This window comes from Limnobacter sp. UBA7229, from assembly GCF_002473065.1.
GTDB classification, from domain to species: Bacteria; Pseudomonadota; Gammaproteobacteria; order Burkholderiales; family Burkholderiaceae_B; genus Limnobacter; species Limnobacter profundi.
Window position 1 is genome coordinate 125,411 of record NZ_DKTN01000023.1, and the last position, 25,515, is coordinate 150,925.

The window sequence follows — 25,515 nt, forward strand, 5'->3', positions numbered from 1 at the left end:
CATGGTTAAAAAACTTGCCTCGCAGTGGCTGTCTGCGGCCCGCATAAGCCCCACGGCCTTGTACACGGGGCAGGTTTGGCAAACCACAGGTCGATCTATTCCTGAATTGAAATCCATGCCTGCCAGCGCGCTGCACTTGGCGCTGGCTCCTTCCATGTTTGTGTCCAGAAGTTTCGGTGGCCCAACACTCGAAGATTTTTTGTTGGCCCGGCACGATCTGATCGATCACCACCTGACTGAACTGATTGAGTCAGGCAAAGTCACTCAAATTATTGAAATCGCAGCAGGTTTGTCGCCACGCGGAAGTCGTTTTGTTGAACGTTACGGCGACAAAATTACCTACATTGAAGCTGACCTGCCGGGCATGGTCGCTCAGAAGAAAAAATTGCTGGCCACGCGCCTAAGGGCCTGCCCGAATCACCACATCAAAGTTGTCGATGCTTTTGCAGAACAGGGTGCACACAGCCTGGATGGTTTGGCCATGCAGTTGGATACCAGCCAAGGCTTGGCGGTGGTGACTGAAGGACTGCTGAATTATTTTGACAAAGACTCCGTGCTGAACCTGTGGACCAGAATTTCTTCAACTTTGGCGCAGTTTCAGCAGGGGGCTTATCTTTCCGACATTCATTTGCAGGCCCAAAACTCAGACCCTTTGGCACAAGCTTTCGTTGCAGGCCTTGGTATTTTTGTTCGGGGCAAAGTGCACCTGCATTTTGAAACAGCAGGTCATTTGCAATTGGCCATGGAGGAACTGGGCATGGCTTGCCAAGTGCTTAAGCCCAGCGACTTTGCAGCGCAAATACCCGCGTGTTCGGGCAAAGGTGCAGACTTTTGCCGCATCCTGTTTGCACGCCCCGCCAGTGCGGTAAAGTAGACCTAGAACAAGAAAGCAGAACCACCAGCAGGAGACAACATGCGATTTGAATTATTGCGAGGCGTAGTGGCCTCGGCAATGTGGCTTGCCCTGAGCGGCACCGTTGCCATCGCCCAAACCGGTTCAGCGAACGCCTTGGGCGCTGAAATAGCCGGCAATGCGGCCGGTACCATTCCTGAGTGGACTGGCGGGCTTACCAAAGCGCCAGCCGGGTTTGATCCCAAGAAGGGCTACGTTGACCCATTTGCAGGTGAAAAACCATTGTTCGTGGTGAACCAAAGTAATTTGGCTCAACATGAGAAATTTTTGCCTGCCGGGCAAATTGCACTGATTAAACGCTACCCAAACTACAGCATTCCTGTTTATAAAACGCATCGCACTGCGGCTTTTTCCTCCGAGATGATGACGAGCATCAGCACGGAGGCTGGCAAAGCCAGGCTGGCGCATGGTGGCCTGGCCGTTGAAGGTATTCAATCCACCAGTGTGCCTTTCCCTCAGCCAAAAAATGGCCTTGAGGCGGTCTGGAACACTTTGCTTCGTCGCCCAGCACAAACTTTAAGGTCTCACACCGCAGGGTTTGTGGCAGGCAATGGCAGCAAGCCGATTACATTTGCCAGCAGCCAAACCATTGCGTGGGCGCCAGCGATCGGCAAGGCAGGCAGCACGCTCTTGTTTGCACTGATCGGCGAATCTACCAAGCCTTCAGCACAATCAGGCGAAGCGTTGTTGGTGCTCGATACCCTCAATTTTAAAGAAGATGCCCGCAATGCCTGGATCGTGAATTCAGGCCAGCGGCGTGTATTGCGCGCACCTGAACTGGTGCATGCCGCCCCGGCCGGAAACACCGATGCTTTGCGCACTGTCGACGATATATACGGATTCAACGGTTCGCCAGAGCGTTTTGAGTGGAAGTTGCAGGGCAAGCGCGAGATGTACATTCCTTATAACAATTACAAACTGAGCGACAAAAGCCTGAAGTACGACAACATGATCAACGATGCTTTTTTGAAGCCAGAGTTGACCCGGTTTGAACTGCACAGGGTGTGGGTGATTGAAGGCACATTGAAGCAGGGCGCAGAACACATCTACTCCAAGCGCACCATGTATGTGGATGAAGACAGCTGGTATGTAGCCTTGATGGACCAGTACGACACCAAGGGTGAACTGTGGCGCGTCAAAATGTTGTATTTGATGCAGGCCTACGATGCGCCCGGCTTGTATACCTCTGGGGAAGTGCAACATGACTTGAATGCACGCAAATCGGTATTCAGTGCATTCCAGAATGAAGAACCTGCCACAGAGTTCAACGTGCCAGTAAAAGCCGGCGAATTTACGCCCGCTGCACTGCGTAAATTGATGCGCTAACTTTGTGTGAAACTGCACTGGCAATTTAGAGTGCTTTTTCATCAGTACAGGGCGACCAACCACTACAATGTCGCCCAACTTACTTTGTATTCGCAAGGACCTTTCGCAGCATGGCTGAGCAGGACAAACCGGACAACGCAGAAGCCCATGCCAAGGCTGATGCCGATGGCAGCACCATGGACCGCATTAAAACCGGCGCCTTTGAACGCAACGTAGCCTTGACACGGATGGGTGTAGGTGCCGGTGCAAAAATTGCAGGCCACACGGTGCGTAATTTCTTTCGCCGTGGCGAATCCAAAGACGAAGCCAATCGAAATTTTTACCGCGCCCAAGCCAAAGAACTGGCCGATGAACTGGGTCGTTTGAAAGGCAGCGTCATGAAGGCCGGGCAGATGCTCTCGCTGTATGGGCAATATTTTTTGCCTGAAGAGGCTGTGGAGGTCTTGGCCACACTTCAAGACAACACTCCCGCAGTTAGTTGGTCGTTTGTTGAACCGCAATTGATTGACGCGCTCGGTGAAAGAACAATTGCAAAGCTCGACATTCAGCGAAAGCCAATTGCTGCTGCATCCTTGGGGCAGGCTCACCTGGCCACCCTCAAAGCCACTGGTGAGCAGGTTGTGGTCAAGATTCAGTACCCGGGTGTGGCCAACGCCATTGACACTGACATACGCACCTTGTCGCGCTTGATTTCCGCGACTCGCCTGGCTCCCAAAGCGCTTGATTTGACCGATGTGTTCAATGAACTGCGCGATATGCTTGTGCGTGAATGCGATTATGTCCAGGAGCGGGAATTCACCGAGACGTTTTACGACAGGCTGGCTGATAACCCACGTTTTATTGTGCCCAAGGTGTACCCCGAATTTTGTGCCCAACGTGTGCTGACAACACGCTATGAGCCTGGGTATTCCGTTTCTTCCAAAGAAGTTCAGGCCTTGTCGCAAAGCCGCAGAAATGCTTTGGCTCAAAGCTTTGCCGAACTGTTTGTCACCGAGTTTTTTGAATGGAATCTGGTTCAGACCGATCCTCATTTCGGAAATTACCGGGTTCGTATTGATCCCGATGGTGAGAACGATCAGATCGTAACGCTCGACTTTGGTGCAACCCGTCCTTTCGACAAATCTTTTGTTGAAAGCTATGGGCGCATTGTTCGGGGATCCCTTCAAGCCGACAGGCAAGAAGTGGCCCGGGGTGTTCTGGACATTGGATTGATGGATGCCAGTACCCCCCAGTCTTTTCTGGAAGGGTTTGGCGATTTGACCGAACTGATAGTAGAGCCGTTTCGCAAACCATTTGACCCCATGGTGCCCGATCGGCTTTATACACCGGGCGGTGCTTACCGATTTGGCGACACCGATTTGCCAGCCAGGGTTGGTCAAACTGCAGCCTTGAAAATGATGTCCAAGCATTTCAAGATACCCCCTCAGGAGATCATTTTTTTGCACCGCCGTATCGGTGGGGTGCTGGTTACCCTGAAAACCCTGCGAGCTGAACTGCGCCTGCATGCGTTGCTGAAACCTTATTTGGATTTGAATTAAGTTCGAATCAAGCCAGTTTTCTTTGTCCGGAATTGTCAACTGAAACTCTGTTTTGAAACAAAAACAGCAGGAACCTTTGCGTCTTAGAGCGCTCTAAATGTGCGTTAATGGTTATCGCACTGCATATTGATTATCTTTATTGAGCATATAGAGTAATTTGCATTGCTCTATCCATCGGCTTGTGATCAAATGATTAAAGTTGTCCTAGACAAAAAGGCGAACAGGATGTCAACAGCGCAAGACTCAATCGGTGTGGTGGTACTGGAACCCAACAAACAGTTGTTGGACAAAATTTGTGTGTTCGCCCAAAAAGTATGGGGTCAACACGAGGTTTTACCCCGTCAAACCGGCAAAGAACTTGCGTTGGCCGCTGAGAATCTAGGTGTGGGAGTTGTGGTTGTTCGTGCCAGCTTTCAACGGTCAAGTGCCCTGATTCAAAACACTTTGCTCGACATGTATGCGGCAGGCACACAAATCCTGATTATTCAGGACACTCCATTCAGAGTATCCGAGGCAACATGGGCTTCCTTCGCTGGGCTTCACTTTTTGTCCGACAAGGCCACAGACGATCAACTGAATGATTTGCTCACAATGACCTTGGTTCGACACTGCATGCCCCAGTTCAACAAATTGATTTGACCTAGACAGACAATCTAAGTCATTCACAATTATCTGCCACTGTCAGCGTAAATTTATAGTGTCCCCATGCCCCAGCAGCTCAAAGTTGCTGGGCGCCACATTGTGCTTTTCCAGTGCAAGTTTCAAATCTCCAATAGGTTGATCAAGCGGTTCATCGGTCAGCTCAAAAGTACCCCAGTGAATGCCCATGGACTTGGTAGACCGCACATCTTTGTGAATTTGCACGGCCTCATCCGGGTTAATGTGCTGGGCTTTCATAAACCAGCGAGGTTCGTAAGCGCCCACCGCAATTGCGCTGAAGTCAAATGGACCCAAGCGTTTTCCAATTTCTTCGAAGTCTTTGCTGTAGCCTGTGTCGCCAGAGAAATAGAAGTTCAGCTTGGGGTTTTTCATCGTCCAACCACCCCACAGTGATTTGTTCCGGTCTGTCAGCGTGCGCGCAGACCAGTGATACGCGGGTACGAAGGTAATCTGGTTTTCTCCAATGGTGTGAGTTTCCCACCAGTCCATTTCCCTGACTTTTTCAACACCCCAGCTTTTCAAAAGCGACTCAAGACCTAGCGGTACAAGAAAGAGGGCATCAGGCTGCTGCTTGGCCAGTTTGACCACGGTGTTGTGATCCAGGTGGTCGTAATGGCTGTGGCTTATCACCACCACATCAATCTTCGGCAGGTTTTCAACACGGCTTGGCGATTGAACCTTGCGGGATGGACCCGCCCATTGCACCGGAAAGGCGCGAACTGAAAAGTGAGGATCGGTCAGCATGGTGAAACCATTTGCGCGAACCATGACGGTGGCATGTCCAAGCCAGGTGGCTGTGGTTTCCGAGTACTCTGAAAGCTGGCTTTTGTCGAATGCCTTTTGGGGGAAATCAGCGTAGCTGGCTAAGAATTTACCTGGAGGAGGGGGCAAATCTTTTCCGAATCGTTCGCGGTACCAACGAAGCAGGTCAGACATTGGTTTTGAAACAATCGTGCCATCGGAATTCACAAAGCCATCTGGCCTGTGGTGAGGCTTGCTGGAATCGAAATATGGATTCGATGCTGCACAACCCTGAATTAAAACACCTGCGATGACACTAAACACACCAGCTACGACATACTTCATGGTTCAACAAGGATGAATTAGAGTTCCTTCCACTGTGTCGCCAAATAAACAGCAACAGGCAAGCCGAAGTAGAGCAAACAAAGTACTCTGAAATGGTCCATTGATTCTACCGCAGTGCTGCTGTTTGTGTTTAATTCGAGGCCACCCAGTTGTCCAGGGTTGCCGGCAAAGGCCAACTCAAGAGTGCTGCTGGTTTCAAACAAGGGTGCAATAAATGCAGGCTCGAGAACAAAAGCGCAACCCAACACCCACAGAACGAAAAACACAGTGAATCGCTTGATACTCATCTTGATTACTCCTTTGACTATTTTTTTGTCGCCCTGAAAACAACTGTACAATAAACACTGTAACTGTGTACAGTATTTTTTAATTTCTGTGGTTTTTTGTAGTCTTGTGGGGCGCGCTCGAACAAACTCTGGCTGTTACAATCCAGACACACTGTTTTATCCACACAGAGAGGCACTTTATGCAGTCCCAACGAATCTCGATCAACGCCAAAGACGGCGGCAAGTTTGGCGCTTATTTGTCCCTTCCTCCCACAGGCAAGGGTCCAGGTATTGTGTTGATTCAGGAAATTTTTGGTGTGAACCAGCATATTCGCGAGGTAGCAGACCAGTACGCCAGCGACGGTTTTGTGGTGCTTGCTCCCGATGTGTTTTGGCGTCAGGAACCGGGTGTTGACATTGCTTATGATGATGCCGGTTTTAAAAAAGGATTCGCGCTGATGCAGGGAATGGATTTTCCCAAAGCGGTTCAAGATTTGTGTTCCGCTGCCGAGGCACTGAAGGCTCGTCCCGAAGTGAGTGGAAAAGTGGCCAGTCTGGGTTTTTGCATGGGTGGTATGTTGTCTTATCAGGTGGGTTCTACGCTAGGTGCCGTGGACGCAAGTATCTGCTACTACGGTGGCGGAATTCACACCGCGCTTGATCGTGCGCCCCAAGTCAAAGTTCCGATGTTGATGCATTTTGCCGAGAAAGACGGCTTTATACCTCTGGAAGCTGTGTCTCAAATCAAAGCAGCCTTTGAATCCAACCACAACGTTGAAATTCACACCTATCCAAATGTGGACCATGGCTTTAATTGTTGGGGGCGCCCAATGTATCAGCAGAAGGCCGCAGCATTGGCCAGGGGTCGCTCGCTGGAGTTTTTGTCCCGAACCATCTCGGCCTGAGTCATTTTTAAAGGCTACTTTCTTGAAAGCACCTTCTGCCAGCGCCGCTTCCCTGAGCAAGATAGTCTCAAAGGCAATTGACGATTCATGGCGCAATCATCCTTTGCTGTGTTTACTCTTTGCCGTGGGTGTTCTTGCCTCAATTGTGTTTTGGACGCAGTTGGGTGAATTGGCCTGGTTTGGGCAGCTTTTGTTATTGTTAGTGGTTGTCGTGGTTTCCTATGTCGCGGGCAGGGTACTGACCCGCGCATGGATGAGTTTTCAGCTCAAGGAAAGTTTGTTGAACCTGGGCAGTCAGGACGCCGCGCCCGATTACCTGGCGGGAAAAGATTTTTTCGAAACTCTGGTTAACACGGTACACAGGTTGAATCAGCAACAGCATATGCTGCTGGCTGGTTTTGAAGAAGAAAAACGCCGTCTGCTCAGTGTCGAGAACTGCCTGAACGGTTTTGTAGTCGAGTTCAGCGTGACCGAGCAAGGGCGCGTGCGGGTCGAGAATGTCGACAATTCGATTGAACGTTTTTTCTCGCTGACCCGGGCTGAATTCATTGCCGATTGGACTCTTGTTCTCAAGCATATAGATTCAAAGTATCACGCTGCGATACGTACCGTGTTGTCGCGTCCAGAGGCTTTTCCAAATCGGGAGTCGCTGGTTTTTTCAACCGCTCGGCGTAGTGGGGTAGAGCCACAATATTTCCAGTTGACACTGCAGCGCGAAGCAAAGGCGCCGGGAGTCAGCATGTATGCGGTTTGCCTTGATGTCAGCGATTTGGTGCTGGCCAAAGAGCAGGCCGAGAGCGCCGATCGCGCCAAGTCGGAATTTTTGGCGACCATTAGCCATGAATTGCGTACACCATTGAATGCCATTATCGGTTTTTCGAAGTTGCTTGAGGAGCAGTTGGACGACCCAGAGTTGCGGGGTGATGTTCGTAATATTTCCAGCTCTGCAACCAGCCTGCATTTGATTTTGAGTGATGTGCTGGAGTATTCGCGAATTCAGGCCAATGGATTGAAGCTAGATCCTTCGCCATTTGATCTGGATGCCATGGTGCGTCAGGTGTATTCACTCAACCGCAATTTGGCCCTTAAGAAAAATATCGAGTTTTCTTTGGTGAATGAGTCTGAGGGCCCTTGCTTTGTGCACGGCGACGCAAACCGGCTAAGGCAGGTGGTTCAAAACCTGGTTTCCAATGCTTTGAAGTTCACCGACACCGGTTATGTGAGAATGCGTTTAATGACCTCGCAACCCACGCAAGGGCGAACAGAGGTTTTCATTGAAGTGGCTGACAGCGGTATAGGAATCAGTCAGCCAGCCTTGCAAAAACTGTTTCAGCGATTTAGCCAGGCCAGCCGTGAAATTAACCGCCAATATGGTGGCACCGGCTTGGGCTTGGCGATTTGCAAGGGGCTTGTCGAGCTGATGGGTGGGCGTATTGATGTGAGTTCTGAACCAGGTGTGGGCTCGGTGTTTACCGTCAGTTTGAATTTGCCGCTGGCCTCTGCCCAAGGCCAGGCCAAGTCGAGTAAGGCGGTTGAGTCGCCCTCAAGGGCGCTGAGTATTCTGGTGGTAGATGATCATCCCATGAACATCAAGTTGCTGGACCGCTACCTTGGAAAAAGAGGGCATCAGGTGGTGCAAGCCACAGGTGGTTTGCCGGCCGTGGAACTGTGCGAGAAACAGTGTTTTGACTTGGTGTTGATGGACATTGACATGCCCGATCTCGACGGGCATGAAGCCACGAAAGTGATCCGGGGATCCGAGAACGCAGCCTCAAAACACAGCTTTATTTGTGCCTTGTCGGGTTTGTCGGATGACAAAAGCATTGCCATGTCGACACAGGCCGGTATGAATTTGCACATGACCAAACCTGTTTCTTTCGAGAAGCTGGACAAATTGATTGAAGAGATTGCCCAGAAAACAGCTTGAATACCGCTTGGAAAAAAGGCTTGGCTTACACAATGCCCAGTTGCTTTTCGAGATAGGACTTTGCTTTTTCCAGCCAAATGGTGAGTGCAGCCAGCAAGTCACTTTGACTGAATGAGCAACTTTCCCCGCCAAACATGGCGGTGCTTTCCAGGCGCTCTAGAATGCTTTCAAGGGCACCTTCGAATACCGCAGGTAAATCGCGTAACAGGTCTTTTTCTTGCCGGAACGCGAAAATTAGTGCGCTGGTGTTTTCAAATTCATTATTTTCGAGTGAATCTGATAGCTTTTTTATCCGCAATAGCGGATCTGCTGGTATGTTACTCATGAGTATTATTTAACCAAATTATTATTTCGGCAGTGTACTCCAGCACAAGGAGCGCGGCCTGAAAACTGAGGAGAATTTGACATGGACAGCAAACTTTCACTGGATAAAACAGCCACTGTGGCTTTGAATTACGATGCCGTATTGGCCGACCTCGAAGCAATTGAGCCGTTGATTTCAATTTTCCCCAAACTGGAAAGTTTGAACAAGCTTGGCCCAAATACTTTTGAGTGGAAACTCAAGCCCATCGGCGCCATGGGCGTGTCACACGCCGTTCATTATGCAGCCACTTATGAAGTGGACAAGGCCAACGGACGCTTGAGCTTCAAGGCCAAAGAAGGCGTGGGCAATGCAAGTCTTTCAGGCTTGTTTCAGTTCAAGCCCAATGGCAAGCAAGTCGACATTGAAATTGAGATCAACGGGCAGCTGCGGGACATCAAGGTACCCATGTTGTTGAAAGCTGCCACACCTGGTTTTATTAAAACCATGTTTGACGGACTGGTCGATCGATTCATTGAAAAACTGGGGGAGAAGTATGGCAAGTAACAAACCAGCCAATTACGACACCGGCAAAGCAATGCGCACCAAGGTATTGGGTGCCGATTATGTAGCCAAGGCGGTGTCAAATCCTGATGATTTTGCGGCACCGCTTCAAGACATTGTCACCGCCCATGCCTGGGGCACTGTGTGGCCCCGTGAAGGGCTCGAGCCCAAAATTCGCAGCATTGCGACTGTGTCGATGTTGATTGCGCTGAATCGTCCCAATGAATTGAAGCTGCACATGCGCGGAGCAATCAACAATGGCCTAACTCCCAATGAGCTACGTGAGTTGATTATTCATGCCAGCGTGTATTGCGGGTTTCCGGCTGCCATGGACAGCATGCGCCAGGCCAAGGCTTTGCTGGAAGAACTGGAAGCTGAAAAAACATCTGGCAAATAAGTTGATTGACTTAATTTGGGCAAAAAAAACCGGCGTTCGGATCGATCCTGACGCCGGTTTTTCTTTTGGATGTGGTTGAATTATTTTTCGACGAATGCGCGCTCGAACACATAATCGCCGGGTTCACCCACGCCGGGTGACACCACAAACCCCTTGGCATCCAGAATACCGCGAATGTCTGCCAGCATGCTTGGGCTGCCGCAGATCATGGCACGGTCAGTTTCAGGATTGAGGGGCGGCAGACTAACATCCTTACACAATTCGCCATTTTCCATCAGCGTTGTAATACGCCCTACGTTCTTGAACTCTTCACGGGTTACGGTGGGGTAGTAGATCAGCTTCTCTCGCACCATGTCGCCAAAAAATTCGTTGTTGGGCAACTCTTCCGTAATGAATTCGCTGTAAGCCAACTCGTTGACGTAGCGCACACCGTGAACCAAAATCACTTTTTCAAAGCGCTCATAAACGTCTGGATCTTTGATCAGGCTCATGAAAGGGGCCAGTCCCGTGCCGGTACCGAACATGAACAGGTTTTTGCCGGGTTTCAAGTCATCAAGAATTAGTGTGCCTGTGGGCTTTTTACCCACCAGTACGGAGTCGCCCACCTTCAAATGCTGCAAGCGGGATGTCAGTTTGCCATCGGGCACCTTGATGCTGAAAAACTCAAGATGCTCCTCGTAATTTGCGCTGGCGATGCTGTATGCGCGTAACAGCGGCTTGCCTTCAACTTCCAGGCCAATCATCACGAAGTGGCCGTTGTGAAAACGCAGCCCTGGGCTTCGCGTGGTTTTGAAGCTAAAGAGCGTGTCGTTCCAGTGATGGACTTCAGTGACTTGTTCTTGAATCAGGTTTGACATGGTTGCGGCTTTAATTCTCGTAAGTTTTTCAAACGGCCCAATAATAACGCACTGCATCAAAAAACGCTGTAAGTCATTCTATTTTTTAGTTATTTGCTTATTTGGAGTTGCCACTCTAACCCGTTGGAAAGAATACGGCTTCAATGGGGGTTATAAAGTGGAGTCGAAGGTACACCACAACAACATCCAATAAGGGCACAAAACCCATGACAGAGACAAACGAAAAACAGCGGCAGATGAGCCAGATGGTTGTACATTCAGGCGACGTGGAGCTGGCAGTAAGCAGCCACGGCGAACCCCACAATCCCACCATTATTCTGGTGCACGGCTACCCTGACTCTAGCACCGTGTGGGATCCCGTGGTCGATATTTTGAAGCATCACTTTCATGTGGTCACTTACGATGTGCGTGGCTGCGGCAAGTCGACCGAGCCCGGCTGGATGTGGGACTATTCTCTGGGCAAACTTTCTGAAGACTTGCAGGCGGTCATGCGGGCTGTGTGTCCCACTCAGCCGGTTCATTTGGTGGCACACGATTGGGGCTCGATTCAAACTTGGGAAAGCGTGACTGACCATCGTCTCAAATCGCGCATTGCCAGCTACACCAGCATTTCAGGCCCATGTCTTGACCACATTGGCATGTGGATGCGCAACAGCTTTGCTGCCAACAATCGCAAAGCCTTGGGCAACGTGATGGGACAGTTGATGCATTCCTGGTACGTGTATGCCTTTCAATTGCCTTTTTTGGCACCGGCCGCCTGGAAAATGGGCTTGGACAAAGCGTGGCCGGGCATTGTGAAAAAAATGGAGGGCGTAGAACACGATGCCAACCCAACACAGCGCAAAGATGGCGTGAACGGCATTAACTTGTACCGTGCCAACATGCTCCCTCGCATCAGTAACCCGCGCTTGCGTCAAACCGAGGTGCCTGTGCAATTGCTGGTGCCTACCAAAGACAAATTTGTGACTACGGCGCTGGTTGAGTCCTGTTACCCCTATGCCCACAATGTGTGGCGCAGAGACATTGATGCGCAGCACTGGGTTGTACAAAGTCATTCAGAGTGGGTGGCCAATTGCGTGTCGGAATTTGTGGAGTTTGCGGAAACTGGTCGAGAGAACCCGGGCCTCGCCAAAGCCAGGGTGCAGATATAAATGAAGTGTGAGATTAATAAAAAAACCCGGCGTTGCCGGGTTTTTTGTTTCTGCTGAAGCTGTGCTTAAATAATGCCCAGCTTGATCATCACCATCAGCTGGCCTTCGCCCACCAAGCCGCCCAGAATGGCGCCAGTCATAATCAAAATCCATTCTTCCTGCTTGAACACCGGGCGTAACAGCCCCTCGAACTCCAGCGGTGTCATGGCTTGCATTTTCTTGCCCACCACGTTCTCGATATCGAGCGATGTCTGTACATAAGTTTCGGCATGCATGATCACATCGGCCAGGCGGGCCATCAACATTTCAGATGTATCTTGCTTCATGCGCTGGAATGATTCTGCGCCCACAGCCATCACCACGAAAGGCTTCACAATGCTGGCTTTGCTGTCCACCATTTCGCGTACGCGCTCATCCACCATTTTTTGAACACGTTCAGAAAGCGGGCCTGCCACCATTTCACCGATAATGGTTTGGGGCGTCAGAATATCCCGAGCGATAATTTTTGCGTAATCAGCAGCCACTTTTTGCTGGCGTTTTAGAAACAGGCCCTGAATGGTGTAAGAGCCGAATGGAATGGGCTTCTTGGGTTCGAACAAAATATTCAGTGCGATCCAGTCTGAAATAAAGCCAACCAGGAAACCGAATACAGGCAAAATCCATGGCTCTTTCAGCAGCACCCACAGAACCATTTGCACCACACCGATCATGAAACCGAAGTAAAGGCCTGACACGCCAAAGAACTTGAATTCCTCACGGCCCACTTCTTGAAAAATCCGGTTCAGCAGGTGTTTGTCCTTCATCAGGATACGAATCACCAAGGCCTTCAAATCCAGAATTTCATCGATGTTGCCTTTGATGTCTTCCATCACGCTTGCGATTACACCCGGCACATCTTTCTTCACTCGATCAATCAGCTTCTTCTGTGCAAAGTTGGGCAAACTTTCCCAAAGCCTGGGCTGATGTTTAGACATCACTTCGCGAATGATGGTCTCGATCACCTCCATCGCAGGGCCTTCCAGTTCTTTGCCCAGGCGTTCTGAATCCAGTTTGGAAACCACTTCATTGACCGACACAAGCTTGGTCGTAATGGTGTCAACTGCAATGGAAGCCATGCGAAGGGCATTGCGCGGCACAATACCTTGCCAGCCGAAGAACGGAGGAATGCCCACAAACTTCATGGGATAGAACATCATTTTGACCGCGGCAATCTTGGTGACATAACCAAGGATGGCGGCAACTACAGGGATTGAGAGGTAAAAGAGGTAGTTCTGCTGAACATCAGCGTAAATAGTTGCCCAATCCATGAAAGGCGTCCCCTTAGAATCTTATTTTTTGTTGGTAAAGTATAAAGATATATAGTCGTCGATCTATTTTTTGGACGGCTTTCTCTAATCTGTCTTGTCTCGTTCGCCAGTATAACGATCTATGGCTGCCCGCTAGGGGGTGGAAATTAGATCAATTATTTTAATAATTACTTCAGGATGATCGTTTTGGATTTCTCCTTCCTACATTTGGGGCTTCCTGTCTGGGCTGTTTTCTTGGCCATGGCAGCAGCGGGACTTTTTCTGGCCTGGTTTTTCCAGGCCGCAGCACTTTGGCTGATGTTCAATCCAAAAGAATTCAAGGGTTGGCGTATTCCTTTGTTCAGAAAGCTCGGTTTACACCAGTTGGGCCTTGAGGGCTTGGGCTGGCAGGGTTTGGTGCCACACCAAAAATCGGTTATGGCTGAAATAGCTGTGCGCTTGATGACTCACAAACTACTGCCCCTGGATGAAATGATCAAGCGCATTCCAGCACAGGGTTTGTCGGATCGCCTGACCCCGCCCATGCAAGAAACCGCAGACCTTGCATGCCGCGAGGTGATGCTGAAGCACAAGCCCACCTTGTGGGAGAGTTTGCCGAGCTTTTTACAGAACTCGATTATTTTCAGAATTCGCGGCATCGTGCCCGAAGTGGCCAAGCAGATCATTCTGGATTTGCAAAAGAAGCCGGCTTACTACTTGAGCCTGAAAACGCTCGTGCTGGATGTAGTGACCAGCAAACCATTTTTGGTCGTTGACCTTTTCAAGAGCGCAGGCAAAGACCCCATGGCTTACCTCATCCGTTTTTCCCTGTTTGCAGGGTTTGTGGTGGGTGTATTGCTGGCAGGAATTTCACTGTTTGGCATTCAATGGTATTGGCTGATCGTGGTGGGCATGGTGCTCGGGGCGTTGGCCAATGAATTGGCGCTGGAAAGCCTGTTTTTCCATCCAGATCACGGCACGATTCGTTTGGGAAAGTTCACGGGTTTCTTTTTCCGCGATCAAAAACACATTTCCGAATTGTTTGCGCAAACTGCCGCACGTGAAGTGTTGACTACCGAGAATATTGTGCTGGCACTTTGCCGTGGGCCCAATGCAAAGAATTTGTCATCATTGATTGATTACCATGTGCAGCGAGTCATGGACCTGGAGTCCAGTGGAATCAAGCCTTTGCTGGTGACCATTTTGGGCGCAGAGCAGTGGGTGGCCATCAAGCGCGATGCTGCAAAAATTTTCGCAAGCAAACTGGAAGCACATTTGATGGCAGCGCGTGTGTACCTCAACGATGCCTTGAGAATTGAGGAAGTGATTGTGGAACGGTTGTCTGGCCTGCCCGCCATGGAGTTTGAGAAAGCCCTGCGCCCGGTATTTTCCCGATATGAATGGATGATGCCCTTGATCGGAGCTGTATGGGGTGCCGTTTTGGCTGGGGTTTTACTGATTCTGATTTAAATAAAACAGGTTTTGAATCCGCATTTGGGTTGTCAGAGTATTACTTACAAATTCGACAACACAAACACTTATAGATTTTGGAGGCGACATGTCCACACAGGTAATTGGTTCAGTCAATGAGTTGGAAGGCCCGGTCAGCATTATGCGTGACGGCGAAACCCGATCATTGGCAGCGGGCGATTCCATCATGGCTGGCGATGTGATCACGGCCAGCGATTCCGGGCGTGCATCCATAATTTTATCCAACAGTTACGGCGAGCCGATTGGCAATTTGCTGGTTGCTCCAACCGGAAGCGTTATTGCGGACACCACATTGAAAAATGGTCAGACCGCGTTGGTTTTCGAAGCCTTGTCGGACGACGGCGTGACCATCGCAAACCTCGACCCCGATTTTGCCGAAATGGTTGAATTGCAGGGTGTTGAACAAGCTGGTGCGGAAGGTGGCATGTTTGGTTTGTTTGGCGGTGGCTTGCTGGCAGGTGGTTCACTTGGGGGCACCGCCGCAGCAGTGGGCGCGGGTGCGGTTGGTTTGGGTTTGCTTGCCTCTTCCAGTGATGATGAGGGTTCGGGCCCGACCAATTCCACGGGTGGTGGTACTGTGGACGACAACGACGATGATGGCGATGGTGGTGTTGACGACGGCGGTGGCGACACCGGCGGTACAACAGGGACGCCTCTGGATGCCGTGCTGGATCCAGTTTTGGACGCTTTGGCAGGAACTCCTCTTGTGGCTGTAACTGAACCTTTGGCTGATGCACTGGGCATGTTAGGTGATGCCGCAGGCGGTGGTGGCGGTGAAACAGACGGCCCCACAGGCACACCTTTGGATGCAGTACTTGGCCCGTTGGCTGATGCCGCAGGCGGTGGTGGTGGTGAAACAGATGGCCCCACGGGCACACCTTTGGATGCAGTACTCGGCCCGTTGGCTGATGCCGCAGGCGGTGGTGGTGGTGGTGAAACAGATGGCCCCACGGGCACACCGTTGGATGCAGTACTCGGCCCATTGGCTGATGCCGCAGGTGGTGGTGGTGGTGATTCAACTGGCGGAACAACAGGTACACCGCTGGATGCAGCGCTTGATCCTTTGTTGGGTATGGCAGCTGATTCGCCTTTGGCACCGATCACCAGCATGCTGGACCCGGCCATTATTACCGATGCAATCGGCGGTGGTTTGCCGGTTTAATCAAAACGCTTTGCAGTGAATTCGCCTTTCTAGCGGGAGGCAAAACGTGACAAAATCGGGCAAGTTTAACTTGCCCGATTTTGTTTATGGATTTGATCAACGCCAAAGGTGTTCCCACTTGGGGGCGAATGTCTGACTTGCCCAGCCAAATCAATTGGCAGCAGTATGATGCCCGCAATGCCATGGGCGCAAAACGCATGGCCTGGCAACGGCGATTCCTTTTCAAGCACTTTGATTTTTATGGTGTGCTGGGCCAGGGTTTTACATTCGGCTGCGGCATGGTTCGCCTTGGCCTGCTGAATTCAACATTTGCTTACCTTCACACCGCACAGGGTTTGCATCGAATTCAATTTGATTTGCCTTTGGATGTGGGCTTTGAAAGCGACTACAAGCCAATTGGTCAAAGCACCTGGAATCATCCATTCAAAAAAAACCATCAAGTGCTGGCGGTGCGCACGGAAACATCACGTTCGCTGAACTTCAGATTTGGTGATTCATTTCACGGCCAGGTATCCATTGATTGTCGCGAATCTGAAACCCTCGCTCTGAATACGCCTGTCGCCAACACAGGTTTCGCCTATGCACAGAAAAGCAGTGGCGGGGCGGTTACCGGCCATGTGCATTTGAACGGTGTTGATTACCCGATCAATCCAGAGAAAGACGGTTGTTACCACGATTGGACAGCCGGTTTTTTGCGGCGCGAAACCTTCTGGAATTGGGCATGTGCCAGTGGCCGCAGCGCGCCCGGGCAGCCTCTGCTTTCACTGAACGTGGCACGTGGGGTGAATGAAACCAGTGCCCATGAAAATGTGCTTTGGGTAAATGGTCAATTGAACAATCTGCCCCTGGTTCTTTTTGAGTATGAGCGTGACAATGTTCATGCACCTTGGCGAGTGTATTCGCAGTGCGGCGCTGTCGATTTGCAGTTCACGCCCAAGGGCAGCATTGACGATCACAGAAACCTGTGGGTGTTGGCCAGTCGGTTTAACCAGTGTTTTGGCGAGTTCAGGGGCACCGTTACTCTGAAAGAAACAGGTGCCACTTACTTATTGGATGGTTTGATGGGGTGGTGCGAGGACCATTACGCCAAATGGTAGTGCTTACACTTCAACCATTTCGAAGTCGCTTTTAGCCACGCCACAGTCCGGGCAAAGCCAGTCTGCTGGTACATCGGCCCACAGTGTACCGGCTGGTATGCCCTCCGAAGGCATGCCAGCGGCTTCGTCATAAATCAAGCCACACACAATACATACATAAGTTTTCATTTCAAACTCTCCAGCAACATTTGAATTTTTGTGCCGCAATGCTATCAAGTTGTGCGTAAAAAAAGTTGGTGTGGCGCTCAAGTCATAGATAGTAACGATTGTTTCCTGGAATTTAATAGCTTTAGGGTAAACGACAATCATTAGAACGCAGGGCTTTCCATTGGGTGTAAGCCTGCTGTGGGAAAAACACGCTAGACTCATGCCTATACAAACAAAGACCATACCAGACAAGATTCGAGGAGAGTGTGTATGTCAGTGAGTACCGACACCGTACGCGATGCATTGCGTAGTGTCATTGACCCCAATTTGAACAAAGACTTCATCAGCGCCAAACTGATCAAGAACATTCAAGTAGATGGCGGCGATGTCAGTTTTGATTTGGAGTTAAGCTATCCCGGCAAAAGCCAGCTGGATGGTTTACGCAAAGCGGCCATTGCCGCTGTGCGTTCGCAGGTTCCAGGCGTTGAAAACGTCAGTGTTAACGCAACCATCAAAATTCAAACCCACGCCGTGCAGCGGGGTTTAAAGCCGATGCCCAACGTCAAGAACATCATCGCAGTTGCCTCTGGCAAAGGTGGTGTGGGCAAAAGCACCACCGCTGTGAACCTGGCCCTGGCACTGGTCGCAGAGGGCGCACGTGTGGGCATGCTGGATGCCGATATTTATGGCCCTTCGCAGCCCACCATGCTGGGCATCACCGGGCGACCACAATCGGACGACGGTCAAATTATCGATCCCATGGAAGGTCATGGCGTACAGGCCATGTCGATCGGTTTTCTGATCGATGAAGACACACCCATGGTGTGGCGCGGTCCAATGGTAACCAGTGCACTTGAACAGTTGTTGAAGCAAACCAACTGGAAAGACCTGGATTACCTGATTGTGGACATGCCACCTGGCACCGGCGATATTCAGCTGACACTGTCACAGAAAGTACCAGTGACTGGCGCGGTCATCGTGACCACCCCGCAAGACATCGCTTTGCTCGATGCACGCAAAGGCCTGAAAATGTTCGAGAAAGTGGGTGTACCCATTCTTGGCCTGGTTGAAAACATGGCCATTCATGTGTGCACAAACTGTGGTCACAAAGAACATATTTTTGGTGACGGTGGCGGCCAGAAAATGGCCAAGGATTACAACATTCATTACTTGGGTGGCCTGCCGCTCGACATGCGGATTCGCATGCAGGCGGATTCTGGCAAACCCACAGTGGTGGCCGATCCTGACGGCGATTTGGCGAGAACATACAAGGAAATTGCGCGCAAAGTGGCCATCCGCATTGCTGAACAGTCCAAAGACATGTCCTTGAAGTTTCCTTCAATTGTGGTGCAAAACACTTAAAACCTCTTTCCCAAGGCGCCTCGGGGGCTCATGTGCCTAAAGACGAACTGACCTTTCACAAAGTGGCCAGCCCCGCGCCAAAGGCGGGGTTGGCCGGTGTGTGGTCGGCTCCGCAAGTGGTTCTGGATTCTGGCGGAAATCTCGCTGTGTGGGCCGAACAGGGTTTGGCCCAACCGCTTGCCAATCGCGCACGTCAATTTCCCTGGCTGGTACTTCATGGTGGCCCAGGTGGAAGTCTGGGTGCCTCCCATGTGGCACCAATCCGATATGCAGGTTTGCCCTGGTTCGGGTTTGATCAGCGCAACAGCGGTTTGAGCGAAGATCTCGATCTCAGTGTGATCGACTTGCAGCGTTTCGTCGATGATGCGCTCGAGGTTGCCGATCGGCTGAATATTCCGAAATTTCACATTCTGGGCGGGTCTTGGGGCGGTACTCTGGCTTTGGCGATTGCTGCATACCGGCCAGAGCAGGTCGCCAGCGTAGTACTGCGCGCCCCGTTTTTGCCCATGCGTCCGCGTGTGGATGCTTTTTTTGAGTTGCTGGAGCGACTTGCCCCTGATTATTTTGCAGAACACTTCGGACCCGGAGCCCGAACCGATTTTGTTTGCGAATGCTTTGAGGTCGCCACGCCCGAGCACCTTTTGGAATTATCGGTGGCCTGGAACAAACTGGAGACCGCTTTGCTGACAGGCAAAGCAGGGGGCTTTGACAGCAAAAGGCCCTTTTTAAGCGATGTTCAAGAGCTTGCATTGGTGCGCAAATACCGCTTGCAAGCGCATTTCCTGCGGCATGACTGCTTTTTGTCTCCGCAAGATCTTCTCTCTCTGTTCTCGAAAATTAGCCAGTCACCATGGCCAATGTCGATTATTCAAGGCATGAATGACCGAGTGTGCCCCCCGGGGGGTTCAAAACTGCTGTCGGAAATTGTTGTGCGTTCTAGCTTGATCGAGTTGCCCGGCACAGGGCATCTTCCTGATTCTGCTGAAATGATCAAGGCCATTTCGCAGGAAGTATCCCGTCATCATCTGTTGGTCTGACGCAAACACGCGCGGAACCTTCCCTGTCTCTAGCCTACTCAATACGTATCCGGTTAATAGAGTCACTTCACTTCATGAATAAAAATAACATGCCTCGCTCGCCTTTGGGTTCGCAATCTCAAACATTCAAGGCCCAAGGGTCGCAAGGGCCCAAGTCGGAGCGACCCGCCGCGGCCCGCATGGAATCGGGTTTTTCCATGGAGGAGGCAAATTTACTTCACGAGGCGATTTCTTTGGCCGGAATGCGCTGGTTTGATGGGCTGGGCGTGATCATGGCCAAAAAAGAGCAGTTCGAGCTGTCGTTTCGTGCTGGCGAGTCGCAAAACGCAAGATGGGTAGTGATGGCTTTTCCCCTGTACAACATGAACGAGCCAAGCTCTGCTGAAATATGTCTGCATTTTTTGGCGGAAGCGCATGCCATGGTTCATGTACTTGATTTTCAGTATCAGGTGGGCATCAACATGGAAACGGAAAACCTGGAGTTCCTCATGCAGTTGCCCCTGCAAGGGGTCACGGGTGCACAAATGGCGAATTTGATACAGGTGTTTTTTGACGCCCTGGCCAATTCGGTCATGCAGGAATTAACCGAGATTCTCGATGGGATGAATCAGTGATGTCTTGTCTCATGTAACATTTCGCCTATTGAACTTCATTAAAGCAAAGTGAGCATGAGCATTAAATCGGACAAGTGGATTCGCAGAATGGCTGAAAGCACGGGGATGATCGAACCCTTTGAGCCGGGCCAGGTTCGTTATGCAGGCGACAAAAGAATCGTGTCGTATGGCACGTCCAGCTATGGTTACGATATCCGTTGTGCCGACGAGTTCAAAATTTTCACGAACATCAACAGCACCATTGTTGACCCAAAAAATTTTGACGAGAAAAGTTTCGTAGATTTCAAAGGCGATGTGTGCATTATTCCGCCGAACTCGTTTGCCCTGGCTCGCACAGTTGAATATTTCCGGATTCCCCGCAATGTGCTCACGATTTGCCTGGGAAAAAGTACGTACGCGCGTTGTGGCATTATTGTCAACGTCACGCCTTTTGAGCCTGAATGGGAAGGTTATGTGACGCTCGAGTTCTCAAACACCACGCCATTGCCTGCCAAAATTTATGCGGGCGAGGGTTGTGCCCAGGTGCTTTTCTTTGAAAGCGATGAAGTGTGTGAAACGTCTTATCGCGACCGTGGTGGCAAGTATCAAGGCCAGGTGGGCGTTACTTTGCCAAAAACCTGATTTCGCAAGGGCCGTTGAATGTTCCCTTTCCAGTCATGGATCAACTGAACATTCAACTTGGCCAACATCAAAGCAAGCAAGGCAACGCCACAAGCTATTGCACCTACCGTGGAAATTCCGACAAGAAATGGCGACATGGGTACCGAGATCGCCGCAGCGGCGCCCACCGAAACCGTCATTCCCAGCCGACAGCCCAATACGCTGCCAAGCTTTTTCCCCAACAAGTGATTGCCGATTGCAACGCCAATATGCTTGTCATAAGAAACAAGCAATTTGTTGATGCCCTGAAAAGTGCCGTAGGCAATGTGCATCAGTGACCGAGTTACCAGGCCGTACTGGTGAATATTCTGCCAAATGTAGTTGCAATTGGCTTGCCGTTTCGACACCAAATGCTCTGGCACCGAGCTTCGGTGCCTCGACATGTACTTCACCCAACTTTGAATCGCACAGTTTCTCCGATTTTCAGGCTTGCCAGTCTTGTCCAGTATTTTGGTGAGCATCTGTTCTTTGCATGCAAGCAGCTTCCTCGCTACGATCAAGTAAGCGCTCGAATCAAAACTTGATCTTGTTGCCGCCTGGGCTATTTCTGCCCCGGTTCTGCGTGTGGCCAGGCCTGTTTTGATCAAACCCAGGGCTGCAATACTCAAGATTGAAGAAACGCCATACAGTGCAGCACCCGCCACTTTGTGCACAGCCATGCCACCCAAATTCAGCTGACCAGAAATTACACGACCAACTGCAGACGCTATCACCAAGGCCATGTCGGATTTTTCCCCGGATGAAATCAGGTTTCTCGTCAAACGTTCGGCCAGCCCCGAGATATCGGCCAAACCTTCAGCCATTTCCTCCGTGTGTTTGGCAAGGTGTATTAATGCACGAACCCCCCGACTTCTGTATTGCTCCGGTAGCACCAAAGCCCTGTCAAACGCATGGGTGTGACCAGTTCGGCTCAGTACTTTTGCCCTTACTTTGGCAACACGTTCAAAGCCCATGTCGTAGTTGTTCATGTAGTTGTCCAATCGCTTGGTCAAGCTGCGAGCCGGGCGAAAAGGCGTCGTGGGCGGGGTAAATTGACCGGGCGAGGCTGATATGGAGTTGATCTGCATGCGTGGCAGGTAAGGAGGACAGTCAGCAGGAAAGTCGCCTATTGAACCCGTGCCAGATGACATTTCTGTGAAGTCACTACATAGAGGGATAAATGCGCGACAATAGGGCTTGGAACAGGGGGCTGCGTAGTGGATAATGCAGCCTTGTTTTGTGTTGAACCCCGATCACAGGAAGATCAATGAAATTTCGTTTTCCCATTGTCATTATTGACGAAGATTTCCGCTCCGAGAACGCATCTGGTCTCGGCATTCGCGCCCTGGCAGACGCCATCGAGAAAGAGGGCGTCGAGGTATTGGGAGTCACGAGTTATCACGATCTTTCCCAGTTTGCGCAGCAGCAAAGCCGCGCCAGTGCCTTTATTTTGTCCATCGACGACGAAGAATTCGGCTTGGGCAGCAAGAAGGAAATCGAAGACGCGCTTCAAAACTTGAATAACTTTGTGCAGGAAATTCGCTTTAAAAACGCGGATATTCCAATTTACCTGTACGGTGAAACCCGCACTTCGCGTCACATTCCCAATGCGATCTTGAAAGAATTGCATGGGTTTATTCACATGTTCGAGGACACACCAGAATTCGTAGCGCGCCACATCATTCGTGAGGCCAAAAGTTACCTGGACTCCCTGGCTCCTCCCTTTTTCCGCGCTTTGGTGCATTACGCGCAAGACGGCTCTTATTCCTGGCACTGCCCAGGGCACTCTGGTGGTGTAGCTTTTCTAAAAAGCCCGGTTGGGCAAATGTTCCACCAGTTTTTTGGTGAAAACATGCTGCGTGCCGACGTGTGTAACGCTGTAGATGAACTGGGTCAGCTGCTGGACCACACCGGTCCGGTTGCAGCTTCGGAACGCAACGCGGCGCGTATTTTCAATGCAGACCACTGTTTCTTTGTGACCAACGGAACATCGACTTCCAACAAAATGGTGTGGCATGCCAACGTGGCACCCGGCGATATCGTGGTGGTAGACCGCAACTGTCACAAATCGATTTTGCATTCGATCACCATGACCGGTGCCATTCCCGTGTTCTTGACACCCACGCGCAATCATTTGGGCATTATTGGTCCAATTCCGCTTGAGGAATTCAAGCCCGAGAGCATTGCCAAGAAAATTGCAAACCATCCGTTTGCCAGCAAAGCCAAGAACAAGAAGCCCCGCATTTTGACGATCACGCAAAGCACCTACGATGGTGTTTTGTACAACGTGGAAATGATCAAAGAGGTGTTGGGCTCTGAAATTGACACCTTGCACTTTGATGAAGCCTGGTTGCCGCACGCCAGTTTCCACCCCATGTACAAAGACATGCATGCGATTGGTCGCGACCGCCCGCGCACCAAAGACTCTCTGGTGTTTGCCACGCAATCTACCCATAAAATGCTGGCAGGTTTGTCTCAGGCTTCACAAATTCTGGTGCAGGAAAGTGAAAACCGCAAACTCGATCGCCATATTTTCAACGAAGCCTATTTGATGCACACATCCACCAGCCCGCAATACGCAATTATTGCAAGCTGTGACGTGGCTGCCGCCATGATGGAGCCTCCAGGCGGTACCGCCTTGGTTGAGGAAAGCATCATGGAGGCGCTTGATTTCCGCCGCGCCATGCGCAAAGTTTCCGAGGAGTTTGGCGACGACTGGTGGTTCAAGGTTTGGGGCCCTGACGTGTTGAGCGAAGAGGGCATGAGCCCGCGCGACGACTGGTTGATCCACACCACCGACACCTGGCACGGTTTTGGCAAAATGGCCAATGGTTTTAACATGCTTGACCCAATCAAGGCGACCATTGTTAACCCAGGCCTGGATGTGAACGGTCAGTTCTCTGATGCCGGCATTCCTGCGTCGATCGTGACCAAGTATCTGGCTGAACACGGTGTTATTGTTGAAAAAACTGGTTTGTATTCGTTCTTCATCATGTTCACCATCGGCATTACCAAGGGCCGTTGGAATACTCTGGTGACTGCGCTTCAGCAGTTCAAGGATGATTACGACAAAAACCAGCCGTTGTGGCGAGTAATCCCCGAGTTTTGCCAGGCACACCCGCGCTACGAGCGTGTGGGCTTGCGCGACTTATGCAATACGATTCACGACATGTATCGCAAGAAAGACGTGGCGCGTTTGACCACTGAAATGTACCTGAGCGACATGCAACCCGCGATGGTGCCTGCTGATGCCTATGCCAAAGTGGCGCACCGTGAAATTGAACGCGTGGCGATTGACGAACTGGAAGGTCGCATTACGTCAGCTTTGCTGACGCCTTATCCGCCGGGAATTCCATTGTTGATCCCCGGTGAAATTTTCAATGCCACGATTGTGGATTATTTGCGCTTTGCACGCGATTTCAACAAGCAGTTTCCCGGCTTCGAGACCGACATTCACGGTTTGGTCGAAATTGAAGACGAACAAGGCCATGTGAGTTACTTTGTGGATTGCGTGAAGGTATAAAAGAGGTTTCAGGGACGCGTTGTTGGCAGCGAGTCCTCTGCTGCGCTTTGCTTAAATCCGGTTTGTTGTATCAAGTGCTTGCATCAAATCAGCAATTAAATCCGCCGGCTCCTCCAGCCCAATGGCCAGACGAAGTATTGGCCCGCAGCGGCCGTGCTCGTCTGCAAGGTGGCGCCTTCGGCTGTCAGGAATGTTCACCACCAATCCCAAGCTTTCAGGCCCACCCCATGAATACGCAATCTTGAACAGCTTCAGGTTATCGATGATTGTGCAGGCCTGTTCATCCGAGTACTGCGCTTTCAACACGATCGAAAAAATACTGGCAAACCCATCGAAGTCGCGTTTGTAAAACCCATGGCCCGGGCACTCCGGAAACTCCGGGTGAAGCACCCGCGCAACTGCGGGGTGTTGCTTCAAGGCAGTGGCCACCAGCAAGCCGTTGTCAGCCTGCTGCTTGTAGCGCAAGGGCAGGGTAAGCAGGCCGCGTAGCACCATGTCGCAATCGGCGGGCGACACACCCAAGCCCAATATCCGGTTTTTTCGTTCCAAATCTGCAAAAGCCTTGGTGTTGTTGCTCAGCACCGCGCCCATCAATACATCGGCATGGCCACACTGGTATTTGGTCAGCGCCTGCACACTGAAGTCAAAACCATGCTCGAAAGGTTTGTAGGCAATTCCCGCCGCCCAGGTGTTGTCGATGCCAGTGCGTGCACCATGGGCTTTCGCAAGGGCCACAATGGCTTGTAAATCGGGCACTTCAAAAGTGAGTGAGCCTGGTGCTTCAGTCCACACCAGTGTGGTGTTGGTGCGCAAGCCTTCCGCAACACTGCTTGCGTTGCAGGGGTCGTATTCTGAAAACTCCACGCCATAGTCCATATGCAGGCTTCTCGCCAAGGCTTGCACGGGGCCATACACATTTTCCGGAATCAACCAATGGTCGCCACTTTTCAGGCAGGCTTGGGCCACCAGTGCAATGCCGGTCAGCCCGGAAGGGCACACCAGCGCGTGGGTGGCACCCTCTATTTCAGCCAGTTTTTTAGCCAGCGTGTACTGCGTGGGGTTGCCGTGCAAGCCATAACTGTAGTCAAGCCCAAGTGGGTTTACTGTTGCGCGTTGGGCTGCCGTGTTGTCAAAAAACGTGCTGGATCCTCGGTACACGGGTACAGGCAGCGCGGAGAAGCCCGCGCTACTGACCGGCTTCGAGTGGATGATTTCAGTGCTTGGGCTGCGCACGGCAGGCTTGTGTTTGAAAGTACTCATAGGGCG

The 25,515-nt window shown here is 51.1% G+C and carries 25 protein-coding genes; 17 read left to right on the forward strand and 8 right to left on the reverse strand.

The features are described 5' to 3' along the window. The first annotated feature begins 1 nt into the window (after nt 1). The 4 genes from B4C79_RS14730 to B4C79_RS14745 all read left to right on the forward strand — a co-directional run bounded on the left by B4C79_RS14730 (nt 2) and on the right by B4C79_RS14745 (nt 4,416). Nucleotides 2-874, forward strand: coding sequence for a class I SAM-dependent methyltransferase (locus tag B4C79_RS14730; protein ID WP_105029199.1), 873 nt, complete (start codon nt 2-4; stop codon nt 872-874). A 39-nt stretch (nt 875-913) separates the two neighbouring features. Beyond that, complete coding sequence (locus B4C79_RS14735) at nt 914-2,239, forward strand: DUF1329 domain-containing protein (protein ID WP_291739585.1); 1,326 nt, start codon at nt 914-916, stop codon at nt 2,237-2,239. 110 nt (nt 2,240-2,349) lie between these two features. Then, a complete protein-coding gene (locus B4C79_RS14740; RefSeq protein WP_171099236.1) occupies nt 2,350-3,777 on the forward strand; it encodes an ABC1 kinase family protein in 1,428 nt (475 codons plus the stop codon). A gap of 225 nt (nt 3,778-4,002) precedes the next feature. Continuing rightward, on the forward strand, nt 4,003-4,416 hold the full coding sequence (locus tag B4C79_RS14745; protein WP_171099234.1) for a hypothetical protein: 414 nt from the start codon (nt 4,003-4,005) through the stop codon (nt 4,414-4,416). A gap of 42 nt (nt 4,417-4,458) precedes the next feature. Here B4C79_RS14745 and B4C79_RS14750 read toward each other — a convergent pair whose 3' ends face one another. Next, nucleotides 4,459-5,523, reverse strand: a complete 1,065-nt coding sequence (locus tag B4C79_RS14750; RefSeq protein WP_171099232.1) for an MBL fold metallo-hydrolase — start codon at nt 5,521-5,523, stop codon at nt 4,459-4,461. A 17-nt stretch (nt 5,524-5,540) separates the two neighbouring features. Then, nucleotides 5,541-5,810: a hypothetical protein gene (locus B4C79_RS14755; RefSeq protein ID WP_146106701.1), complete on the reverse strand. Its 270-nt coding sequence runs from the start codon at nt 5,808-5,810 to the stop codon at nt 5,541-5,543. 179 nt (nt 5,811-5,989) lie between these two features. Here B4C79_RS14755 and B4C79_RS14760 point away from each other — a divergent pair, with 179 nt between their 5' ends. Both B4C79_RS14760 and B4C79_RS14765 read left to right on the forward strand, forming a co-directional pair. Beyond that, nucleotides 5,990-6,694 (forward strand): dienelactone hydrolase family protein, encoded by a 705-nt coding sequence (locus tag B4C79_RS14760; protein WP_291739588.1) that lies wholly within the window; start codon nt 5,990-5,992, stop codon nt 6,692-6,694. Between the two features lie 22 nt (nt 6,695-6,716). After that, nucleotides 6,717-8,621 (forward strand): hybrid sensor histidine kinase/response regulator, encoded by a 1,905-nt coding sequence (locus B4C79_RS14765; protein WP_171099226.1) that lies wholly within the window; start codon nt 6,717-6,719, stop codon nt 8,619-8,621. A 25-nt stretch (nt 8,622-8,646) separates the two neighbouring features. Here the strand turns inward: B4C79_RS14765 and B4C79_RS14770 are convergent, their stop codons facing one another. Continuing rightward, nucleotides 8,647-8,946, reverse strand: a complete 300-nt coding sequence (locus tag B4C79_RS14770) for a hypothetical protein (RefSeq protein WP_008250842.1) — start codon at nt 8,944-8,946, stop codon at nt 8,647-8,649. A gap of 81 nt (nt 8,947-9,027) precedes the next feature. Here B4C79_RS14770 and B4C79_RS14775 point away from each other — a divergent pair, with 81 nt between their 5' ends. Together B4C79_RS14775 and B4C79_RS14780 are read left to right on the forward strand one after the other, a co-directional pair. Next, nucleotides 9,028-9,489: a hypothetical protein gene (locus tag B4C79_RS14775; RefSeq protein WP_171099225.1), complete on the forward strand. Its 462-nt coding sequence runs from the start codon at nt 9,028-9,030 to the stop codon at nt 9,487-9,489. Continuing rightward, the gene (locus tag B4C79_RS14780) at nt 9,479-9,883 is read left to right on the forward strand and encodes a carboxymuconolactone decarboxylase family protein (protein ID WP_171099223.1); all 405 of its coding nucleotides are present in this window, start codon (nt 9,479-9,481) and stop codon (nt 9,881-9,883) included. Before B4C79_RS14775 ends, B4C79_RS14780 begins: the two co-directional genes overlap by 11 nt. An 80-nt stretch (nt 9,884-9,963) precedes the next feature. Here B4C79_RS14780 and B4C79_RS14785 read toward each other — a convergent pair whose 3' ends face one another. Continuing rightward, nucleotides 9,964-10,740, reverse strand: a complete 777-nt coding sequence (locus tag B4C79_RS14785; RefSeq protein ID WP_291751957.1) for a ferredoxin--NADP reductase — start codon at nt 10,738-10,740, stop codon at nt 9,964-9,966. 206 nt (nt 10,741-10,946) lie between these two features. Here B4C79_RS14785 and B4C79_RS14790 point away from each other — a divergent pair, with 206 nt between their 5' ends. Continuing rightward, nucleotides 10,947-11,891 carry an alpha/beta fold hydrolase gene (locus tag B4C79_RS14790; RefSeq protein WP_171099221.1) on the forward strand — a complete coding sequence of 315 codons (945 nt, stop codon included), beginning with the start codon at nt 10,947-10,949 and terminating at the stop codon, nt 11,889-11,891. 65 nt (nt 11,892-11,956) lie between these two features. Here B4C79_RS14790 and B4C79_RS14795 read toward each other — a convergent pair whose 3' ends face one another. After that, nucleotides 11,957-13,198 carry a DUF445 domain-containing protein gene (locus tag B4C79_RS14795; RefSeq protein ID WP_008250836.1) on the reverse strand — a complete coding sequence of 414 codons (1,242 nt, stop codon included), beginning with the start codon at nt 13,196-13,198 and terminating at the stop codon, nt 11,957-11,959. A gap of 234 nt (nt 13,199-13,432) precedes the next feature. Between B4C79_RS14795 and B4C79_RS14800 the strand changes: the two genes are divergently transcribed. From B4C79_RS14800 to B4C79_RS14810, 3 genes are all read left to right on the forward strand, one after another. After that, a complete protein-coding gene (locus B4C79_RS14800) occupies nt 13,433-14,647 on the forward strand; it encodes a DUF445 domain-containing protein (RefSeq protein ID WP_146106700.1) in 1,215 nt (404 codons plus the stop codon). Between the two features lie 88 nt (nt 14,648-14,735). Beyond that, nucleotides 14,736-15,830 (forward strand): hypothetical protein, encoded by a 1,095-nt coding sequence (locus B4C79_RS14805; protein ID WP_291751960.1) that lies wholly within the window; start codon nt 14,736-14,738, stop codon nt 15,828-15,830. Nucleotides 15,831-15,916: 86 nt separating this feature from the next. Further along, entirely contained in the window at nt 15,917-16,927 is a 1,011-nt protein-coding gene (locus B4C79_RS14810) for a DUF2804 domain-containing protein (RefSeq protein ID WP_291740871.1), read from the forward strand. A gap of 3 nt (nt 16,928-16,930) precedes the next feature. Here B4C79_RS14810 and B4C79_RS14815 read toward each other — a convergent pair whose 3' ends face one another. Next, a complete protein-coding gene (locus tag B4C79_RS14815; protein WP_040513190.1) occupies nt 16,931-17,095 on the reverse strand; it encodes a rubredoxin in 165 nt (54 codons plus the stop codon). A 249-nt stretch (nt 17,096-17,344) separates the two neighbouring features. On the opposite strand from B4C79_RS14815, the gene apbC reads away from it, so the two are divergent. The 4 genes from apbC to dcd all read left to right on the forward strand — a co-directional run bounded on the left by apbC (nt 17,345) and on the right by dcd (nt 20,708). Further along, the gene (apbC, locus tag B4C79_RS14820) at nt 17,345-18,436 is read left to right on the forward strand and encodes an iron-sulfur cluster carrier protein ApbC (RefSeq protein ID WP_171099215.1); all 1,092 of its coding nucleotides are present in this window, start codon (nt 17,345-17,347) and stop codon (nt 18,434-18,436) included. A 32-nt stretch (nt 18,437-18,468) separates the two neighbouring features. Then, the gene (locus tag B4C79_RS14825) at nt 18,469-19,473 is read left to right on the forward strand and encodes an alpha/beta hydrolase (protein WP_171099213.1); all 1,005 of its coding nucleotides are present in this window, start codon (nt 18,469-18,471) and stop codon (nt 19,471-19,473) included. Nucleotides 19,474-19,547: 74 nt separating this feature from the next. Beyond that, entirely contained in the window at nt 19,548-20,087 is a 540-nt protein-coding gene (locus B4C79_RS14830) for a hypothetical protein (protein WP_146106699.1), read from the forward strand. Between the two features lie 54 nt (nt 20,088-20,141). After that, nucleotides 20,142-20,708, forward strand: a complete 567-nt coding sequence (dcd, locus tag B4C79_RS14835; protein ID WP_105029183.1) for a dCTP deaminase — start codon at nt 20,142-20,144, stop codon at nt 20,706-20,708. On the opposite strand, the gene B4C79_RS14840 is transcribed toward dcd, so the two are convergent. Further along, nucleotides 20,672-21,715, reverse strand: a complete 1,044-nt coding sequence (locus B4C79_RS14840; RefSeq protein WP_171099211.1) for a hypothetical protein — start codon at nt 21,713-21,715, stop codon at nt 20,672-20,674. The two genes, dcd and B4C79_RS14840, sit on opposite strands and share 37 nt — an antisense overlap. Before the next feature lie 278 nt (nt 21,716-21,993). Here B4C79_RS14840 and B4C79_RS14845 point away from each other — a divergent pair, with 278 nt between their 5' ends. Next, on the forward strand, nt 21,994-24,249 hold the full coding sequence (locus tag B4C79_RS14845) for an arginine/lysine/ornithine decarboxylase (protein ID WP_171099210.1): 2,256 nt from the start codon (nt 21,994-21,996) through the stop codon (nt 24,247-24,249). A 51-nt stretch (nt 24,250-24,300) separates the two neighbouring features. On the opposite strand, the gene B4C79_RS14850 is transcribed toward B4C79_RS14845, so the two are convergent. Then, nucleotides 24,301-25,509, reverse strand: a complete 1,209-nt coding sequence (locus B4C79_RS14850; protein ID WP_291751964.1) for a PLP-dependent transferase — start codon at nt 25,507-25,509, stop codon at nt 24,301-24,303. Between the last annotated feature and the right edge of the window lie 6 nt (nt 25,510-25,515).

Bases quoted from the DNA above. Each gene is read 5' to 3' on its own strand.
- B4C79_RS14775 (WP_171099225.1), top strand. From the start codon at position 9,028: ATGGACAGCAAACTTTCACTGGATAAAACAGCCACTGTGGCTTTGAAT.
- B4C79_RS14750 (WP_171099232.1), bottom strand. From the start codon at position 5,523: ATGAAGTATGTCGTAGCTGGTGTGTTTAGTGTCATCGCAGGTGTTTTA.
- B4C79_RS14760 (WP_291739588.1), top strand. From the start codon at position 5,990: ATGCAGTCCCAACGAATCTCGATCAACGCCAAAGACGGCGGCAAGTTT.
- B4C79_RS14730 (WP_105029199.1), top strand. From the start codon at position 2: ATGGTTAAAAAACTTGCCTCGCAGTGGCTGTCTGCGGCCCGCATAAGC.
- B4C79_RS14755 (WP_146106701.1), bottom strand. From the start codon at position 5,810: ATGAGTATCAAGCGATTCACTGTGTTTTTCGTTCTGTGGGTGTTGGGT.
- B4C79_RS14780 (WP_171099223.1), top strand. From the start codon at position 9,479: ATGGCAAGTAACAAACCAGCCAATTACGACACCGGCAAAGCAATGCGC.
- B4C79_RS14740 (WP_171099236.1), top strand. From the start codon at position 2,350: ATGGCTGAGCAGGACAAACCGGACAACGCAGAAGCCCATGCCAAGGCT.
- B4C79_RS14770 (WP_008250842.1), bottom strand. From the start codon at position 8,946: ATGAGTAACATACCAGCAGATCCGCTATTGCGGATAAAAAAGCTATCA.
- B4C79_RS14745 (WP_171099234.1), top strand. From the start codon at position 4,003: ATGTCAACAGCGCAAGACTCAATCGGTGTGGTGGTACTGGAACCCAAC.
- B4C79_RS14840 (WP_171099211.1), bottom strand. From the start codon at position 21,715: ATGAACAACTACGACATGGGCTTTGAACGTGTTGCCAAAGTAAGGGCA.
- B4C79_RS14785 (WP_291751957.1), bottom strand. From the start codon at position 10,740: ATGTCAAACCTGATTCAAGAACAAGTCACTGAAGTCCATCACTGGAAC.
- B4C79_RS14845 (WP_171099210.1), top strand. From the start codon at position 21,994: ATGAAATTTCGTTTTCCCATTGTCATTATTGACGAAGATTTCCGCTCC.
- B4C79_RS14735 (WP_291739585.1), top strand. From the start codon at position 914: ATGCGATTTGAATTATTGCGAGGCGTAGTGGCCTCGGCAATGTGGCTT.
- B4C79_RS14850 (WP_291751964.1), bottom strand. From the start codon at position 25,509: ATGAGTACTTTCAAACACAAGCCTGCCGTGCGCAGCCCAAGCACTGAA.
- B4C79_RS14805 (WP_291751960.1), top strand. From the start codon at position 14,736: ATGTCCACACAGGTAATTGGTTCAGTCAATGAGTTGGAAGGCCCGGTC.
- B4C79_RS14815 (WP_040513190.1), bottom strand. From the start codon at position 17,095: ATGAAAACTTATGTATGTATTGTGTGTGGCTTGATTTATGACGAAGCC.
- dcd (WP_105029183.1), top strand. From the start codon at position 20,142: ATGAGCATTAAATCGGACAAGTGGATTCGCAGAATGGCTGAAAGCACG.
- B4C79_RS14795 (WP_008250836.1), bottom strand. From the start codon at position 13,198: ATGGATTGGGCAACTATTTACGCTGATGTTCAGCAGAACTACCTCTTT.
- B4C79_RS14810 (WP_291740871.1), top strand. From the start codon at position 15,917: ATGGATTTGATCAACGCCAAAGGTGTTCCCACTTGGGGGCGAATGTCT.
- B4C79_RS14830 (WP_146106699.1), top strand. From the start codon at position 19,548: ATGAATAAAAATAACATGCCTCGCTCGCCTTTGGGTTCGCAATCTCAA.
- B4C79_RS14790 (WP_171099221.1), top strand. From the start codon at position 10,947: ATGACAGAGACAAACGAAAAACAGCGGCAGATGAGCCAGATGGTTGTA.
- apbC (WP_171099215.1), top strand. From the start codon at position 17,345: ATGTCAGTGAGTACCGACACCGTACGCGATGCATTGCGTAGTGTCATT.